The following is a 15814-nucleotide window of genomic DNA, read 5'->3' on the forward strand; positions in this document are numbered from 1 at the left end:
TGCTTCACTGTGGCTCTGCGCGCAGTCGGCCGAGCAATTCCTGCGTCGGATGGCCATCGGCAGGCCAGCCCAGTCGCTGCTGGAAGCTGCGGATGGCGTTGCGCGTGTTGGCGCCGATGATGCCGTCCGCAACGCCAGGATCGAAGCCCTGGTTCGACAGACGCTCTTGCAGTTCAAGGCGTTCGGAGCGGCTCAGGGGCTGCTCGCCCTGCGGCCAGCTCGCACGGATCCTGCCGGCACCATCGAAACGCTCGGATAGCAGGCCGATCGCCAGCGCATACGATGACGAGTTGTTGTAGCGCAGGATGGCTCTGAAATTGTCGAGAACCAGGAAGGCGGGGCCGCGGTATCCGGCAGGCAGCAACAGGCTGGCGCTTGCCTCGTCCGAGGCGGTGGGCAGCCCACGCAGACCTAGCCGGCGCCATTCGGACAGCGGCTTGCGAATGCTGCTGTCAGCCAGTGCATAGTCGAAACCGTCCGGCAGACTGACTTCGAAACCCCAGGGTTGCCCGGCTTTCCAGCCCGACGCCTGCAGGTAATGAGCAGCGGAAGCCAGTGCGTCGGCCGAACTGTTCCAGATATCTCGCCGTCCATCGCCGTCGAAATCCACGGCGTGGGTGTTGTAGGTGGTGGGAATGAACTGGGTCTGGCCCATGGCGCCGGCCCAGGAGCCACGCAACTGATCAGCGGTGACATCACCGTGATCGAGGATCTGCAGCGCCGCCAGCAGCTGGCTCTTGGCGAACCCGGGACGTCGCCCTTCGTGTGCGAGGGTGGCGAGCGAGCGAATCACGCCTTTGTCGCCCATGATCTGCCCATAGCTGCTTTCCAGCCCCCAGATGGCGACCAAGGTGTTTCGATCGACGCCGTAACGCGCCTCGATGCCGTCCAGGGTCCGTTGGTGCTGGCGCAGCAGACGCTTGCCGCCCTCGACCCGCTGCGACGACAGCGCGCCCTCGAGGTATTGCCATACCGGGCGCGTGAATTCGGGTTGGCTGCGGTCAGCCGCGATAGTGCTTGGGTCGGGTGTGACACCCGCGAACGCGCGATCGAATACCGATGCCGGTATCCCGGCTTCCAGTGCTTCGCTACGGAAGGTTTCGCGCCATTCAGCGAAGCTTATCGCTGTCGGCTCGGCTTCGGATGGCTGTCCCGGAATCGACTCGGGGGTGGTTGGCGGCGGAGCGGTGACCGTCGTGGCGGTGGTCGGGGTCGCGGGCTCGGCGGCGCAGGCGACCACGATGCTCAGTGCTAAACCGGCAATCAGGCTGCGCAGCAGCAGGACGGGAACGAAGGTGTAAAGCATGCACCACTCTCGGCAAGGCATCGACGGACGACATTATCACGCTTTGCGCGGCTTGGCTTTTCAAGCTGCCAGAAGGACCGAAGCCTCCCAGTTGGTGGACTGGGAGGCTTCGCGGCGGTAGCTGCCTTTGCCTTTCTTCGGCTGTTCCTGGCGACTGCGAAATAGCGGTTGTGCCACCAGGCGCTTGGCCTTGTTCGGCCGTTTGTGCTGCTTGCTCATGATCGTCCCTCCGGATTGCGTGGATCAGGCGAGGGCATCATAAGGTGTGTACAAAAAATGTCCAGCAGACCAGGCGCGGGCCGCGCTATCGGCCCTGGTGGGCTGGCAGTCCATTGTCCCGTGCGTGCGGCAAGGTCGCGGGCATCGTCCCGAAGGCTCGCTAGATTTTGATCCGGCGTCCGCTCAATTGTAGGCAGAGGTCGGTCAGGCCCAGCCAGGGGTCGCCCTCGGCTTGTCCCTTGATCTGTTCGTCAATGCGCTGTGCGTCCATCAGCAGACGTTGCCAGCCGGCGACATCGTGGCGCTGCAATGCCTTGCTGACCAACGGCTTACGCTTGTCCCAGACCGGCGGGCGGGCCTGGCTGAAGGCTCGGTCGAGCGGCACGCCCTGGCTGTACTGCTGAGCGATGTTGGCCAATTGGCGAACCTCGCGCGCCACGGCCCAGAGTATGACCGGCGCTTCCACGCCCTCGCCGCGCAGCCCGGTCAGCATTTGCAGGATATGCTCCGGCTGGCCCAGCAAGGCGGCGTCGATCAGGCCAAAGACGTCGTAGCGGGCGCTGTCGGCGACGGCTGCCTGCACAGTTTCGGTGGTGACCTGGCCGCCTTCGGCGAGCAGCTTGAGCTTTTCGATTTCCTGCGCAGCGGCCAGCAGGTTGCCCTCCACACGCGCCGCGATCAGCTCCACGGCTTCCTGATCGGCGGCCAGCCCGGCTTGCGACAGGCGTTGGCGAATCCATTGCGGTAGCTGTTGCGCGTCCACTGGCCAGATCTGCAGGAATTGCACCGGCTTGCCGTCGATCAGGGCCTTGGCCCACTTGGTCTTCTGCGTGCTGCCGTCGAGCTTGGGCAGGCTGATCAGTAACACGGTGTCTTCGGCAGGGCGCGCCATGTAGTCGAGCAGCGCGGCGGCGCCTTTGTCGCCGGGCTTGCCGTTGGGGATGCGCAGCTCCAGCAGGCGCTTCTCAGCGAACAGCGAGAGGCTGGCGCCGGCCTCGATGAGCTGGCCCCAGTCGAAGCCGGTTTCGACGTTGAGCACCTGCCGTTCGCTGAAGCCCCGCTGTCGACAGGCGCCGCGGATGGCATCGCAGGCCTCTTGGCAGAGCAGGTGTTCGTCGCCGCTCACCACGTATACGGGCGCAAGAGGGCCTTGCAGGTGCTTGGCAAGCTGGGCGGGAGGCAGTTTCATAGGTCTGGGAGCGCTAGCCACCGGTGGGTGGCTAGCTAGCGTTTCATTGCGGGATCGGCAGTTCGACAGGCGATTGCAGCGGCCGTTGGCTCTGTTCGCGCATCTGTGCCTCGATCGCCTCGGCTTCGGCGCGCTTGCGGGCTTCGGCGGTCTGCTGAAGTTGATCGAGCTGGGCCGGGGTGATGCCGCGGATGCGCAGGCTCAGCTGTTGCAGGAGCTCACGGCGCATTTCCTGGCGAAGCTGGGTAGCTTCCTGGTCGGAGCCGATGAGGTTGCTGCTGTCATGCACATAGACCTTGCGCACCTCGACGCTGTCTTCCAGCAGCACGGTGTTCTCCGGCCCGCGGAACTGGTAGTCGAGCACGCTGGACAATTCGTATTCGGCCGTACGCGCCGACGTCGTATAGCTGGCGGTGCGCTGACGGTTCTGTTCGCGGACCAGGTCCAGGGTATAGCGAGCGCCAGGATAGACGCGTACGCCGTTGTCCTTGAGCAACTCTTCGAAGTCCTTGGCCGTGTCGCCGTAGCTGTTGCGTGCCTGCAGGTTGATTTCCTCGAGGGCGAAACTGGTTTCGCCCGTCCCACGCAGCTGAAAACCGCAGGCGCTCAACAGCAGCGCCAGACCGGCCACCACGAGATTGCGTTTGATCATCTTGTTATCCCCTTGCCAGTCCAGGCGCAGTGCGCCGAGGCGAATCAGTTAGCGACGATATTGACCAGTTTCCCCGGCACCACGATGACCTTGCGGATCGTCAGCCCTTCGGTGAAGCGCACCACGTTCTCGTTGGCGCGCGCGCTGGCTTCGATGTCTTCCCGGCTGGCACTGGCCGGCACTTCGATTTGCCCGCGCAGCTTGCCATTGACCTGAACCACCAGCGTCAGGCTGTCCTGCACCAGCGCGGATTCGTCGACGGTCGGCCAGCGCGCATCGATGATCGCGCCGCTGTTGCCCAGCTGCTGCCAGAGCTCGTGGCAGATGTGCGGCGCAATCGGCGCCAGCAACAGGGCGACGGTTTCCAGCCCTTCCTGCAGCAGCGCGCGGTCCTGCTCACTTTCGGTCGCCGCCTTTTCCAGCACGTTCATCAGCGTCATCACCTGGGCGATGGCGGTGTTGAATTTGTGGTGCTGGCCGACGTCGACGCTGGCCTGCTTGATGGCCAGATGCGTCGCACGGCGTACGGCTTTCTGTTCATCGCTCAGGTTGGCGGTGTCCAGCGGACCTGCCGGACCGCGACCGACATGTGCGTGGGCCAGACGCCAGACGCGGCGCAGGAAGCGGTTCGCGCCCTCGACGCCGGAATCGGACCACTCCAGGCTCATGTCCGGCGGTGAGGCGAACATCATGAACAGGCGGCAGGTGTCGGCGCCATACGCGTCGATCATGGCCTGCGGGTCCACGCCGTTGTTCTTCGACTTGGACATCTTCTCGGTGCCGCCGATTTCGACCGGCAGATCGTCGCTGGCGAGTTTCGCGCCGATGACCTTGGCCTTGGCGTCGCGCTCGACGACCACGTCGGCCGGGTTGAACCAGTCCTTGCCGCCGTTTTCCAGGGTGCGGTAGTAGGTTTCGGCGACGACCATGCCCTGGGTCAGCAGATTCTTGAACGGCTCGTTGGAACTGACCAGGCCCTCGTCGCGCATCAGCTTGTGGAAGAAGCGCGCGTAGAGCAGGTGCAGGATGGCGTGCTCGATGCCGCCGATGTACTGATCCACCGGCAGCCAGTGGTTGGCAGCCGCAGGGTCGACCATGCCCTGGTCATAGTTCGGGCTGGCGTAACGGGCGAAATACCAGGACGACTCGACGAAGGTGTCCATGGTGTCGGTTTCGCGTTTGGCCGGGGCGCCGCACTTGGGGCAGCTGCATTCATAGAACTCGGGCATGCGCGCCAGCGGCGAGCCGGCGCCGTCCGGGACGACATCTTCGGGCAGGACAACTGGCAGCTGGTCTTCCGGCACCGGTACATCGCCGCAGGCGTCGCAATGGATGATCGGGATCGGGCAGCCCCAGTAGCGCTGGCGGCTGATGCCCCAGTCGCGCAGGCGGAACTGGGTGCGGGCCTGGCCGAGGCCCTTCTTCTGCAGGGCCACTTCGATGGCATCGAAGGCGCCGTCGAAGTCGAGGCCGTCGAAGATGCCGGAATTGATCAGCTCGCCGTGCTCACCGTAGGCGTCCTGCCAGGGCGCCGGCGTCTGGTCACCTGCGCTGGTGCGGACCACCGGCTTGATCGGCAGGTCGTACTTGCTGGCAAAGGCAAAATCGCGCTCGTCGTGGGCCGGCACGGCCATCACCGCGCCTTCGCCGTAATTCATCAGCACGTAGTTGGCGACCCACACCGGCAGCAGCTCGCCCGTCAGCGGATGCTGCACACGCAGTGACGTGGCCAGGCCCTTTTTCTCCTGGGTGGCGATATCGGCCTCGGCCACGCCGCCGCGTTTGCATTCATCGATGAAGGCCTGCAGCGTGGGATCGTTCTGCGCCGCGAGGGTCGCCAGCGGGTGCTCGGCTGCAACGGCGACGTAGGTCGCGCCCATCAGCGTGTCGGGGCGGGTGGTGAAGACCTTCATCACGCCTTCGCTGCCAATGCTGGCGACGTCGTAGGGAAAGCTGATCTCCATGCCGCGCGACTTGCCGATCCAGTTGCGCTGCATGGTCTTGACCTGCTCCGGCCAGCCGTCCAGCTCGTCCAGGCTCTCCAGCAGCTCATCCGCGTAGGCGGTGATCTTGAAGTAGTACATCGGGATCTCGCGCTTCTCGATCAGCGCGCCGGAACGCCAACCGCGACCGTCGATGACCTGCTCGTTGGCGAGCACGGTCTGGTCGACCGGATCCCAGTTGACGGTGCCGTTCTTGCGATAGATCACACCCTTCTCGTACAGGCGGGTGAACAGCCACTGTTCCCAGCGGTAGTAGTCGGGCTTGCAGGTGGTGACTTCGCGCGTCCAGTCGACCGCCAGGCCCAGGCTTTTGAGCTGGCTGCGCATGTAGTCGATGTTTTCGTAGGTCCACTTGGCCGGCGCGACCTTGTTCTTCATCGCCGCGTTTTCCGCTGGCATGCCGAACGCGTCCCAGCCCATGGGCTGCAGCACGTTCTTGCCCTGCATGCGCTGGTAGCGTGCGATCACGTCACCGATGGTGTAGTTGCGCACGTGGCCCATGTGCAGCTTGCCGCTGGGGTAGGGGAACATCGACAGGCAATAGAACGTGTCCTTGCCGGGCTGCTCGCTCACTACAAAGGATTTCTGCGCATCCCAGTGGGATTGCGCGGCGGCTTCGATTTCGCGGGGCTGATACTGTTCGTGCATGGCTACTGGCGTTGAATAGTGGCTGGCTGCTCGCGAAGCGGCGACGGGCTGCTGAACGGCCGGGTCAAAGCCTGGCGAAATCGGCGGCGCAACGGGCTGAATGCGAGAGCATGGAAGCGCCGTAGCATACATGACCCCCCGTGACCGAGGGAAACCTGATTTGCCGGCGTGCGCGCCCCCGCTGGTCGCGGGCCTCGTCGTCGTTCCTGCGTGAGCTACGCTTGTAGCTGGGGGCGGGACGACCGAGGAGGTGAATCATGGGTAGAGAGCGCCAGGCAGACGAGAGCAATCTGTACGGTCGCGTGCTGCAACGGTTGACAGTAGCCCTGGAAGAAGCGGAGCGAACCGCGAGCGAGGGGGCCGGGACGACGACCGAACTGGAAGTCGGCGGGCTGACGCCGGCGGAGTTCGATCTGATCCGTGCCTATCTGCAGCAGGATTCGCAGTGGCTGTCGGGCTGGCACGCGGCGGCCGAGGAGCAGGCGCAGCTGGTGCGACAGGCGACGCGCCCGGGGTTGCGCAATGTGTTGCGCCATCATCCAGGTAAACGAAGCAAACAGACGCCGCCGCAGGTCCAGCAGGCCATGAACTGCGCGCTTTGTGGCGCCAGCGTGAACTGGCCCGACGGCGCGGGACCGGTCGCCTGCTCCGCCTGTGGCTCTCAGCTGCTGCGCGCGAGGCAGAGGTTGCATACCTACCCAAAGCACTGACGGCGTCGGTGCTGCCGACAAGCGGGCACGCCGACAGGTAAAGTTGCAGCGACCGACCTGCCGGAGCTGCACATGCCGATTCGCTATTTCTTCAAACAGTTGCTCCTGCCACCGGGCGGCCTGCTTTTGCTGCTGCTCATCGCCTGGTGGCTACGGCGCCGGGCGCCGCGGCTGGCCGCGCTATGCTTCGTCCTGGGGTTCGGCGGGCTGTGGCTGATGAGCCTGCCAATAACCGTGGAGTGGGCCGGGCGGGCGCTGGAGCGCGAGGCGCCACTCGATCGCGCCGAGTGGGCGGACCTCGCGCAGCGTGCAGAGGCAATCGTGGTGCTCGGGGCGGGGCGCGAGCAGGCCGACCCCGGCTGGGGCGCCGATCAGCCCAGCTACCTGGCGCTCGAGCGGCTGCGTTTCGCTGCGCGGCTGGCCAAGGCCTCGGGCCTGCCGATCCTGGCCAGTGGCGGCCTGCACTATGGCCAGCCGCCCAGTGAGGCGCAGCTGGCGGCAGAGGCGCTGCAGCATGACTTCTCGACGCCGACGCGCTGGCTCGAGGAGCGCAGCCGCACGACCTGGGAAAACGCGCTCTACAGCGCCAGCATGCTCAAGGATGCCGGCATCCAGCGGATCGTGCTGGTGACCTCGGCCTCGCATATGCCGCGCTCGCGCTGGTGTTTCGAGCAGAACGGTTTGCAAGTGATCGTCGCGCCGATGGGCTTCGTCGGGGTGCCCAACGGGCGGCCCTTCGGCGGCTGGCTGCCAGAAGCCAAGGCGGTCTGGCAGAACGGACTGCTGCTCAACGAGGCGTTGGGCATGCTGATCTATCCGTTGCTTTATGGTGCCGCCGACTGAACAGTCGGCGGCAGCGAGGCTCAGGCCGAGCGGCGGCGGAATACGCCCCAGCCGAGGAGCACCACGCAGACAGCGATCAGCGGCCACGAGCGCCAGCGCAGGTAAGGCGTCAGCCCTTGCATCGGTGTGACCTTGCCGTATAGCACCTGCTCTTCGAACGCCGGTACCTGCTCGGTGATGCGCCCTTGCGGGTCGATCAGCACGGTGACGCCATTGTTGGTCGCTCGGATCATCCAGCGTCCGGCCTCCAGTGCGCGCGTCTGTGCCATTTGCAGGTGCTGCAGCGGGCCGATGGAGTGGCCGAACCAGGCATCGTTGCTGACGGTGAGCAGGATGTCGCTCTGCGCGGCAAGGCTGGCGGCGAACTCGGGATAGACGACCTCGTAGCAAATGAACGGTGCGATCCGATACCCCTTCGCCTGCAACAGCGGCTGCTCCGGCGTCCCCCGGGCGAAGTCGGACATCGGCAGGTCGAAGAACGCGATCAGCCCGCGCAGCAGATCCTGCAGGGGTACGTACTCGCCGAAGGGCACCAGCTTTTGTTTCAGGTAGGTGCCTTGCGCATCGCCGGTGGTCGTCAGGCCGTTGTAGTAGCGCAACTCGCCGTCGGCGTTCGGCTGGCGCACCGGTACGCCGGTGATCATGGCCGACTGCCGATCCTGGGCGAAGCGGCCCATCATCGTCAGATAGCCCTCGGCGTGCTCCTTGAGGATAGGCACGGCGGTCTCCGGCCAGACGATGAGGTCGGCGGGGCGGCTGCGGAACGTCATGTCACGGTAGAGCAGCAGTTGCATCTCGAGCTTCTTCGGATCCCACTTGATGCTCTGTTCCACGTTCCCTTGCATGGCCGCGACGGTGAGCGGCTTGGCCTTGGCGGTCGTCCAGGCGTGCTGGCCGACCCCCAGGGCGCCGCCCCATAGCGCCACCAGGAGCAGCAGTGCCCCAATCAACGCGCCTTTCTGGGCCAGCAGGCGAGGCAGCTCCACGAGCAGCGCCGCACTCAGCACGATCGCGAACGTCATGAGCCAGACGCCGCCCAGCGGCGCCAATCCAGCCAGTGGACCGTCAAGTTGGCTGTAACCTGCGTAGAGCCAGGGGAATCCGGTCAGGATCCAGCCGCGCAGCGCGTCGAGCGCAAGCCACAGGGCGGCGAACACCAGCGCAGCGAGCAGCGGCGCGCCGGCTGGGCGCAGCCAGCGTGACCAAAGCCAGCCGAACAGCGCGAAGAACAATGCCAGGCCGGCGACGAAACCCAGCGTCAGCGCGCCCGCCAGCGGAGGGGGGGCGCTACCGAAATCGTGAATACTGACGTAGACCCAACTGACACCCGAGGCGAACAGGCCGAAGCCGTAGCACCAGCCGCGTCCGGCTGCCTGTTTCGGTGCCAACTCACGCAAGCCCAGATAGAGCAGTCCGGCCGATACCAGGGCCAGGGGCCAGATGTCGAAGGGGGCCAGCGATAGCGTGGTCAGGGCGCCAGCGGCGAGCGCCAGCAGGTTGCCCGGCCAGCCCGAGCGGGTGATCCAGCGCATGGGGTTTCCTTGAAATGCCGCCGCCGATCGATGACCGGCGGCGAGGAGGCGGAGCGGACGAGTCTACCGAAGGTTTCGGTGGGCTGGCAGGGCGCCTAGCTGTTTTCCGTTCGCGTACGGGTCAGGCGCAGCATGTGGACGCGACGGCTGTCGGCATTCAGCACGCGGACGCGGAAACCGTCGATTTCGGTGACCTCGTTGCGCTTGGGCAGGTGCCCGAACGTGCTCATGACCAGCCCGGCCACCGTGTCGAACTCTTCGTCGGGAAATTCGCTGCCGAAGAACTCGTTGAAGCTGTCGATCGGGGTCAGCGCCTTGACCAGGAAATCGCCGCTGGGCAGGGGGCGGATATAGCTGTCTTCCTCGATGTCATGCTCGTCCTCGATATCGCCAACGATCTGCTCCAGCACGTCTTCGATGGTGACCAGGCCCGCCACGCCGCCGTATTCATCGATGACGATCGCCATGTGGCTGTGGTTCGCGCGGAATTCGCGCAGCAGCACGTTAAGGCGCTTGGACTCGGGCACGAAGGTGGCCGGCCGCAGCAGGTCCTTGATATCGAATGCCTGCTGCTCGTCCTGCAGGATCAGGGGGAGCAGGTCCTTGGCCAGCAATACGCCGATCACCTCGTCGAGGCTGTCGCCGACGACCGGGTAGCGTGAATGGGCCGCGGAGATGATTGCGGGCAGGAATTCTTTCGGGGACTGGTCGGCGCGGATGCTCATCACTTGCGAGCGCGGCACCATGATGTCACGTACCTGCAGGTCGGCGACCTGTATGGCTCCCTCGACGATCGCCAGGGCTTCGTTATCCAGCAGCTTGTTCTGATGGGCGCCGCGCAGGACGTCCAGCAGCTCCTCGCGGGTTTTCGGCTCCTGGGCAAAAGCCTGGGTGATTTTCCCAAACCAGGACTTCTGCCCGTTGCTCGATCGGTCTTCGCTCATGTCTTTGACTCAATGGTCCTTGCAGTTGCCCGTCCGGGCTATTCGGTGGCATAGGGGTCGGCGTGACCCAGCTCTGCCAGCAGTTGACGCTCGAGGCCTTCCATTTCTTCGGCTTCCTCGTCATCGATGTGATCGTAGCCGAGCAGGTGCAGGCAACCATGAATGACCAGGTGCGCCCAGTGTGCGTGCACCGGCTTGCCTTGTTCGGCCGCCTCACGCTCGACCACCGGTACGCAGATCACCAGGTCGCCCAACAGTGGAATGTCCAGCAAGTCATCGGGTACGTCGGCGGGAAAGGACAGCACGTTGGTGGCGTAGTCCTTCTGGCGCCAGGTGCGATTGAGCTCGCGACCTTCGGCTTCGTCCACCAGGCGGATGGTCAGCTCGGAGTCAGCGGTCCGCTGGCGCAACGCCAGCTCGCACCAGCGGTGCAGATCCGTTTCGCTAGGCACCGCGCCATTGCTGGCGCATTGAACGTCGAGCTCAATCATCGCGACGGTCCGCAGGGCTGCGTTTGCCCGCCTGGGGCTGACGATCTTCGAAGGCCTCGTAAGCCTCGACGATGCGCTGTACCAGGGGATGACGCACCACGTCCTTGGGCTTGAAATGGGTGAAGCTGATGCCGTTGACGTCCTTGAGCACCTCGATGACATGCGCCAGGCCGCTCTTGGTGCCGCGAGGCAGGTCGACCTGAGTGATGTCACCGGTAATCACCGCCGTCGAGCCAAAACCGATGCGGGTGAGGAACATCTTCATCTGTTCCAGCGTGGTGTTCTGGCTTTCGTCGAGGATGATGAAGCTGTTGTTCAGCGTGCGGCCGCGCATGTAGGCCAGCGGCGCGATTTCGATCACCTGTTTTTCGATCAGGCGCGCCACGTGCTCGAAGCCGAGCATCTCGTAAAGGGCGTCATAGAGTGGGCGCAAATAAGGGTCGATCTTCTGCGCCAGGTCGCCGGGCAGAAAGCCCAGCTTCTCGCCCGCCTCTACGGCGGGGCGTACCAGCAGAATGCGACGCACCTGTTCGCGCTCCAGCGCATCGACGGCGCACGCGACGGCCAGGTAAGTCTTGCCGGTGCCGGCCGGGCCGATGCCGAAGTTGATGTCGTTGTCGAGGATCGACTGCACATAACGCTGTTGATTGGCCCCGCGCGGGCGGATATTGCCCTTGCGCGTGCGCAGCGAGACGTTGGGCGTGGTGGACGCGTTATTCAGCTCCTCCATGGCGGACTCCTGCAGGAACAGGTGGACCATGTCCGGCGACAGTTCGGTGCTCTTGGTCTCGCGATACAGGCGGCGAAGGAGGTGTTCGGCGGCCTTGGTCACGTCGCTCGGACCGACCAGTTCGAACTGGTTGCCACGGTTACGGATTTCCAGTTCCAGGCGTTGTTCGATCAGGCGCAGATGCTCGTCGAATTGACCGCACAGGTTGGCGAAGCGGTGGGCTTCAAAGGGTTCCAGGGTGAAACGATGAGGTTCTATGGGGGCGTTCAAGGGATTTTGATTGACCTGCTCTGCAATAAGGTTCGATGAGAATAGCGCCGTGCGGCGAAAAAAGCAGCGGCGCGCCGGCCTTAGCATCCGTGGCAAGCGCGCGGCCGCTAACTCAATGACGATCGGCCGCGGCGCCGTCCGCTCAGCTCGCCGCTTGGTCGAGCAGCGAACCACGCAATGAGTGTGGCAGGGCATCGTCGATATGCACGTCGACGAACTGGCCGATCAGCCGGGGATTGTCGCAGCGGAAATTGACGATCCGGTTGTGCTCGGTGCGGCCCTGCAGCATGCCTGGGTCTTTCTTAGAGTAGTCGGTGACGAGGATGCGCTGCGTGGTGCCCGCCATCCGTCGGCTGTTTTCGAAGCCCTGTTGGTTGATGCGCTGCTGCAGGATCGCCAGGCGCTGCTTCTTCACTTCCTCGGGGGTCTCGTCGACCAGATCCGCCGCCGGCGTGCCAGGGCGTGCGCTGTAGACGAAGGAGTAGGAAAAGTCGAAACCGACGTCCTCGATCAGCTTCATGGTCTGCTCGAAGTCTTTGTCGGTTTCTCCCGGGAAGCCGACGATGAAGTCCGAACTGATCAGGATGTCCGGCACCGCCGCCTTGAGCTTGCGGATGCGCGACTTGTATTCCAGGGCCGTATGGTTGCGCTTCATCGCCGCGAGGATGCGATCGGAGCCTGCCTGCACCGGCAGATGAAGGTATTTCACCAGTTCCGGCACTTCGGCGTGGGCCTGGATCAACGCGTCGGAGAACTCCAGTGGGTGGCTGGTGGTGTAGCGGATGCGGTCGATGCCATCGACGGCGGCGACCACGCGGATCAGCTCGGCCAGGTCGGCCGTACGCCCATCATGGGTGGCGCCGCGATAGCCGTTGACGTTCTGCCCGAGCAGGGTGACCTCGCGGACGCCGTTTTCAGCCAGGTGAACGACCTCGGCGAGGACGTCGTCGAACGGCCGGCTGACTTCTTCGCCCCGGGTGTAGGGCACGACGCAGAAGGTGCAGTATTTGCTGCAGCCTTCCATGACCGAAACGAAGGCGGTGGGGCCGTCGACGCGTGGCTCGGGTAGGCGGTCGAACTTCTCGATCTCGGGAAAGGAAATATCGACCTGCGGCTGTTTCGTGGTGCGTGCCGCGTCGATCATTTCGGGCAGCCGATGCAGGGTTTGCGGGCCGAACACCACGTCGACATAGGGCGCACGATCGCGGATCGCCGCACCTTCCTGGCTCGCCACGCAGCCGCCGACGCCAATGACCAGCTGTGGGTTGTCCTGCTTCAATTCACGCCAGCGACCCAGTTGCGAAAAGACCTTCTCCTGGGCTTTTTCACGGATCGAGCAGGTATTGAGCAGGATCACGTCGGCTTCTGCCGGGTTGGAGGTGATCTCGAGAGGCTGTTGCTCGCCCAGCAGGTCCACCATGCGCGAGCTGTCGTACTCGTTCATCTGGCAGCCATGGGTTTCGATATAGAGCTTGCGGGTCATGTTACGGGCCGGCGTTGTGCAAAAAATGACCGGCGATTATACGGCCAGCAGGTGGCCGTTAAAAGTACTGATCTCGGCGCGCAAGTCGTCAGTTTCGGGAGCGGCGCGGGTGCGCTGGGAGCCTGCATGAGCGCAGTGCGCAGGAACGGTAGCCCTGCGCGTCGCTACGGTCGGAACGGCTCGTTACCGTCGGCGGTCTGCAAGTCCATCAAGTAGTCGCGAAAGATCTGACCGAGCACCTGGGTGGCGATCTCCAGTTCGTCGCGGCGCATCTGTGCCGAGACGCGGTCGGCTGTGTCCAGCGCGTCTTCCTCTCCATTGACCGCCGCCATCTTCAATACCACGTAGGCCTGGACGTTGTTCGCCGGCACGCCTTCGCCGCGGAAGAACATCACGCCGAGCCGATGTTGAGCCAGGGCATGTCCCTGTAGCGACGCCTGTTCGAACCAGTGCAGTGCCTTGCTCAGCTCTCGCGGTGCGCGGCGGCCGTCGTAATAGTACTCGCCCAGTTCATAGGCGGCTTGCAGATCGCCTTCGCTGGCGGCCTGTTCGCACGCGCGCAGGGCTTCGCGCATCGCTTCCGGGACGGTGTTGAGTGCGCAGCGGGACGTGGCCGGAATCAGCAGCGAGTTGCCGCCTGCGCTGGCCAGCAGGGGCGTGAGAAGCAGCAGGCAGCCTAGGGCGAGGCTGCGGCCGGTGCGAGTCATGGATCTAAGCGCCTCGAAGAGCAGGGCGGTGACTGAAAGTCCGGCAAGAACGAGCCGACGTTCACATTATGGATAAGCCGCCGCCTGCTTACAAAGGCTTTGATGGCGTGGGCTCGGCAATTATGCGGGCTCGCGTGCAGCTTCGCGAAGATTGCCCGGCAAGTTGAGCAGCAGCCAGGCGATGACCGGACAGGCCAGTGCGAGCCAAAGATTTGCGTAAGCGCCAAGCGGATTGGGCCCGATCGGCAGCCCACTCCACGGCTGCAACGCCAACAACAATGCGCCGCCAGCCGCGCCAGCGCTGGCTTGCAGACGTGCCGGCCATTGCAGCAGGCCTGCATAGATCACCAGCGCCGAGCTGAGAAGACCAAGGGTCAGTGCGTAGGGTGCGCTCCAGCCGAGCTGGCGAGCCAGCTCGAAAAAGGCGCAAAGCCCAATGACGACTCGGCCCCAGGTCGGCCGACTCCAGACCCATTTCCGGCTCAGGGTCAGCGCCACCACGCCGACCAATGGTAGCCCTAGCAGCAGCGTTGCCTGCCGCAACCAGCGCCCGGCTTCGAGGGTATCGAGGCCGAGTGACAGCCTAGCCACGGCACAGGCGCCCGTGCCGGCCGCCAGACTGAACGCGAGCAGGGCGCAGAACAGGGCCGGCTGGTCCGGTTCGCCATAACCGCGCCGCGCCATGCCGATCCAGACGGCACTAGCCAGCGCGGCTGCCGTCAGGAGTGCGGCTTGCAGCAGCTCGGGCATCAGCCTGCCTGCAGCTGGGCGAATGCCCGCTCGGCGGCGTCGAGGGTCAGCTGCAGTTCCTTGTCGCCGTGTACGATGGAGGTGAAGCCAGCTTCGAACGCACTGGGCGCCAGATACACGCCGCCTTCGAGCATCAGGTGGAAGAAGCGCTTGAAGCGCTCGGCATCGCTGGCCATGACGTCATCGAAGGTGACGATATCGTTCGCCTCGCTGAAATACAGACCGAACATGCCGCCGACCTGGGTCGTGACGAACGGGATGCCGGCGGCCTTGGCGCGAGCCTTGAGCCCGTCGAGCATGCGTGTGGTGTAGGCGCTGAGTTCGTCGTGGAAGCCCGGGCGGTTGATCAAGCGCAGCGTGGTCAGGCCAGCGGCCATGGCCAACGGGTTGCCCGACAGCGTGCCCGCCTGATAGACCGGGCCCAGTGGGGCGATGCGCTCCATGATGGCGCGCTTGCCGCCGAAGCAGCCAACCGGCATGCCGCCGCCGATGATCTTGCCGAAGGTGGTCAGGTCCGGCGTCACGCCGTAGTAGGCCTGGGCGCCGCCGAGCGCGACGCGGAATCCGGTCATCACCTCGTCGAATATCAGCACCACGCCATGCTTGTCGCACAGTGCACGCAGGCCTTGCAGGTATCCCGGCGCTGGCGGCACGCAGTTCATGTTACCGGCGACGGGCTCGACGATGATGCACGCAACTTCATCGCCGACTTCGCTGAGCATCTGCTCGACAGCGGCCAGGTCGTTGAACGGCAGGGTCAGCGTGTGCTTGGCAAAGGCGGCGGGGACGCCGGCCGAACTCGGCACGCCTTGGGTCAGCGCGCCGGAACCCGCTTTGACCAGCAGGCTGTCGGAGTGCCCGTGGTAGCAGCCTTCGAACTTGATGATGCTGTCACGGCCGGTGTAGCCGCGGGCCAGGCGAATGGCGCTCATGGTGGCTTCGGTACCGGAGCTGACCATGCGCATCATTTCCATCGATGGCACCAGGCTGCAGACCAGTTCTGCCATCTCGGTTTCCATGGCGGTCGGAGCGCCGTAGGACAGGCCATGCTGGAGCTGGCGGCGGACCGCCTCGAGCACCTCGGGATGGCTGTGGCCGAGAATCATCGGACCCCAGGAGCCGACGTAGTCGACGTAGCGCTTGTCGTCTTCGTCGGTGACGTAGGCGCCTTCGGCGTGCTTGAGAAACAGTGGGGTGCCGCCAACGCTGCGGAAGGCGCGGACGGGGGAGTTCACACCGCCGGGGATGTGGGTCTGGGCGCTGGCGAAGAGGGTTTCGGAACGGGACATGCGGGCCTCTCGATTGGAAATTTCAGAAAAAAGGTTGGACGCCACTGG

At 64.6% G+C, this 15814-nt stretch carries 15 protein-coding genes; 2 read left to right on the top strand and 13 right to left on the bottom strand.

Annotated elements, in window-relative coordinates; translation table 11 throughout:
* Nucleotides 1-4 precede the first annotated feature (4 nt).
* The 5 genes from KVO92_RS13755 to leuS form a co-directional block, all read right to left on the bottom strand.
* Nucleotides 5-1306, bottom strand: coding sequence for a lytic murein transglycosylase (locus tag KVO92_RS13755; protein WP_217476184.1), 1302 nt, complete (start codon nucleotides 1304-1306; stop codon nucleotides 5-7).
* A 60-nt stretch (nucleotides 1307-1366) separates the two neighbouring features.
* Entirely contained in the window at nucleotides 1367-1525 is a 159-nt protein-coding gene (gene arfA, locus KVO92_RS13760) for an alternative ribosome rescue factor ArfA (RefSeq protein WP_217476185.1), read from the bottom strand.
* Nucleotides 1526-1685: 160 nt separating this feature from the next.
* Nucleotides 1686-2714 (bottom strand): DNA polymerase III subunit delta, encoded by a 1029-nt coding sequence (gene holA, locus KVO92_RS13765; RefSeq protein WP_217476186.1) that lies wholly within the window; start codon nucleotides 2712-2714, stop codon nucleotides 1686-1688.
* 43 nt (nucleotides 2715-2757) lie between these two features.
* Nucleotides 2758-3366, bottom strand: coding sequence for an LPS assembly lipoprotein LptE (gene lptE, locus KVO92_RS13770; RefSeq protein ID WP_217476187.1), 609 nt, complete (start codon nucleotides 3364-3366; stop codon nucleotides 2758-2760).
* 44 nt (nucleotides 3367-3410) lie between these two features.
* A complete protein-coding gene (leuS, locus tag KVO92_RS13775) occupies nucleotides 3411-6017 on the bottom strand; it encodes a leucine--tRNA ligase (RefSeq protein ID WP_217476188.1) in 2607 nt (868 codons plus the stop codon).
* Between the two features lie 257 nt (nucleotides 6018-6274).
* Here leuS and KVO92_RS13780 point away from each other — a divergent pair, with 257 nt between their 5' ends.
* Nucleotides 6275-6727, top strand: a complete 453-nt coding sequence (locus tag KVO92_RS13780) for a hypothetical protein (RefSeq protein ID WP_217476189.1) — start codon at nucleotides 6275-6277, stop codon at nucleotides 6725-6727.
* A 72-nt stretch (nucleotides 6728-6799) separates the two neighbouring features.
* On the top strand, nucleotides 6800-7570 hold the full coding sequence (locus KVO92_RS13785) for a YdcF family protein (RefSeq protein WP_217476190.1): 771 nt from the start codon (nucleotides 6800-6802) through the stop codon (nucleotides 7568-7570).
* A 20-nt stretch (nucleotides 7571-7590) separates the two neighbouring features.
* Here KVO92_RS13785 and lnt read toward each other — a convergent pair whose 3' ends face one another.
* From lnt to hemL, 8 genes are all read right to left on the bottom strand, one after another.
* A complete protein-coding gene (gene lnt / locus KVO92_RS13790; RefSeq protein ID WP_217476191.1) occupies nucleotides 7591-9102 on the bottom strand; it encodes an apolipoprotein N-acyltransferase in 1512 nt (503 codons plus the stop codon).
* A gap of 95 nt (nucleotides 9103-9197) precedes the next feature.
* On the bottom strand, nucleotides 9198-10046 hold the full coding sequence (locus tag KVO92_RS13795; protein ID WP_217476192.1) for an HlyC/CorC family transporter: 849 nt from the start codon (nucleotides 10044-10046) through the stop codon (nucleotides 9198-9200).
* A 38-nt stretch (nucleotides 10047-10084) separates the two neighbouring features.
* Entirely contained in the window at nucleotides 10085-10537 is a 453-nt protein-coding gene (gene ybeY, locus KVO92_RS13800) for an rRNA maturation RNase YbeY (RefSeq protein ID WP_217476193.1), read from the bottom strand.
* Nucleotides 10530-11537 (bottom strand): PhoH family protein, encoded by a 1008-nt coding sequence (locus KVO92_RS13805; RefSeq protein WP_217476194.1) that lies wholly within the window; start codon nucleotides 11535-11537, stop codon nucleotides 10530-10532. The genes ybeY and KVO92_RS13805 overlap by 8 nt, the downstream gene beginning before the upstream one ends.
* A gap of 142 nt (nucleotides 11538-11679) precedes the next feature.
* Complete coding sequence (miaB, locus tag KVO92_RS13810; protein ID WP_217476195.1) at nucleotides 11680-13020, bottom strand: tRNA (N6-isopentenyl adenosine(37)-C2)-methylthiotransferase MiaB; 1341 nt, start codon at nucleotides 13018-13020, stop codon at nucleotides 11680-11682.
* A 164-nt stretch (nucleotides 13021-13184) separates the two neighbouring features.
* The gene (locus tag KVO92_RS13815) at nucleotides 13185-13727 is read right to left on the bottom strand and encodes a tetratricopeptide repeat protein (RefSeq protein ID WP_217476196.1); all 543 of its coding nucleotides are present in this window, start codon (nucleotides 13725-13727) and stop codon (nucleotides 13185-13187) included.
* Between the two features lie 120 nt (nucleotides 13728-13847).
* Complete coding sequence (locus KVO92_RS13820) at nucleotides 13848-14477, bottom strand: hypothetical protein (RefSeq protein ID WP_217476197.1); 630 nt, start codon at nucleotides 14475-14477, stop codon at nucleotides 13848-13850.
* Entirely contained in the window at nucleotides 14477-15766 is a 1290-nt protein-coding gene (gene hemL, locus KVO92_RS13825) for a glutamate-1-semialdehyde 2,1-aminomutase (RefSeq protein ID WP_217476198.1), read from the bottom strand. Before hemL ends, KVO92_RS13820 begins: the two co-directional genes overlap by 1 nt.
* Between the last annotated feature and the right edge of the window lie 48 nt (nucleotides 15767-15814).

The sequence above is a fragment of the Stutzerimonas stutzeri genome (assembly GCF_019090095.1).
Taxonomy (GTDB): Bacteria; Pseudomonadota; Gammaproteobacteria; order Pseudomonadales; family Pseudomonadaceae; genus Stutzerimonas; species Stutzerimonas stutzeri_AN.

Excerpts from the sequence above, each read along its gene's own strand:
- KVO92_RS13755 (WP_217476184.1), bottom strand. The coding sequence starts at position 1,306 with ATGCTTTACACCTTCGTTCCCGTCCTGCTGCTGCGCAGCCTGATTGCC.
- arfA (WP_217476185.1), bottom strand. The coding sequence starts at position 1,525 with ATGAGCAAGCAGCACAAACGGCCGAACAAGGCCAAGCGCCTGGTGGCA.
- holA (WP_217476186.1), bottom strand. The coding sequence starts at position 2,714 with ATGAAACTGCCTCCCGCCCAGCTTGCCAAGCACCTGCAAGGCCCTCTT.
- lptE (WP_217476187.1), bottom strand. The coding sequence starts at position 3,366 with ATGATCAAACGCAATCTCGTGGTGGCCGGTCTGGCGCTGCTGTTGAGC.
- leuS (WP_217476188.1), bottom strand. The coding sequence starts at position 6,017 with ATGCACGAACAGTATCAGCCCCGCGAAATCGAAGCCGCCGCGCAATCC.
- KVO92_RS13780 (WP_217476189.1), top strand. The coding sequence starts at position 6,275 with ATGGGTAGAGAGCGCCAGGCAGACGAGAGCAATCTGTACGGTCGCGTG.
- KVO92_RS13785 (WP_217476190.1), top strand. The coding sequence starts at position 6,800 with ATGCCGATTCGCTATTTCTTCAAACAGTTGCTCCTGCCACCGGGCGGC.
- lnt (WP_217476191.1), bottom strand. The coding sequence starts at position 9,102 with ATGCGCTGGATCACCCGCTCGGGCTGGCCGGGCAACCTGCTGGCGCTC.
- KVO92_RS13795 (WP_217476192.1), bottom strand. The coding sequence starts at position 10,046 with ATGAGCGAAGACCGATCGAGCAACGGGCAGAAGTCCTGGTTTGGGAAA.
- ybeY (WP_217476193.1), bottom strand. The coding sequence starts at position 10,537 with ATGATTGAGCTCGACGTTCAATGCGCCAGCAATGGCGCGGTGCCTAGC.
- miaB (WP_217476195.1), bottom strand. The coding sequence starts at position 13,020 with ATGACCCGCAAGCTCTATATCGAAACCCATGGCTGCCAGATGAACGAG.
- KVO92_RS13815 (WP_217476196.1), bottom strand. The coding sequence starts at position 13,727 with ATGACTCGCACCGGCCGCAGCCTCGCCCTAGGCTGCCTGCTGCTTCTC.
- KVO92_RS13820 (WP_217476197.1), bottom strand. The coding sequence starts at position 14,477 with ATGCCCGAGCTGCTGCAAGCCGCACTCCTGACGGCAGCCGCGCTGGCT.
- hemL (WP_217476198.1), bottom strand. The coding sequence starts at position 15,766 with ATGTCCCGTTCCGAAACCCTCTTCGCCAGCGCCCAGACCCACATCCCC.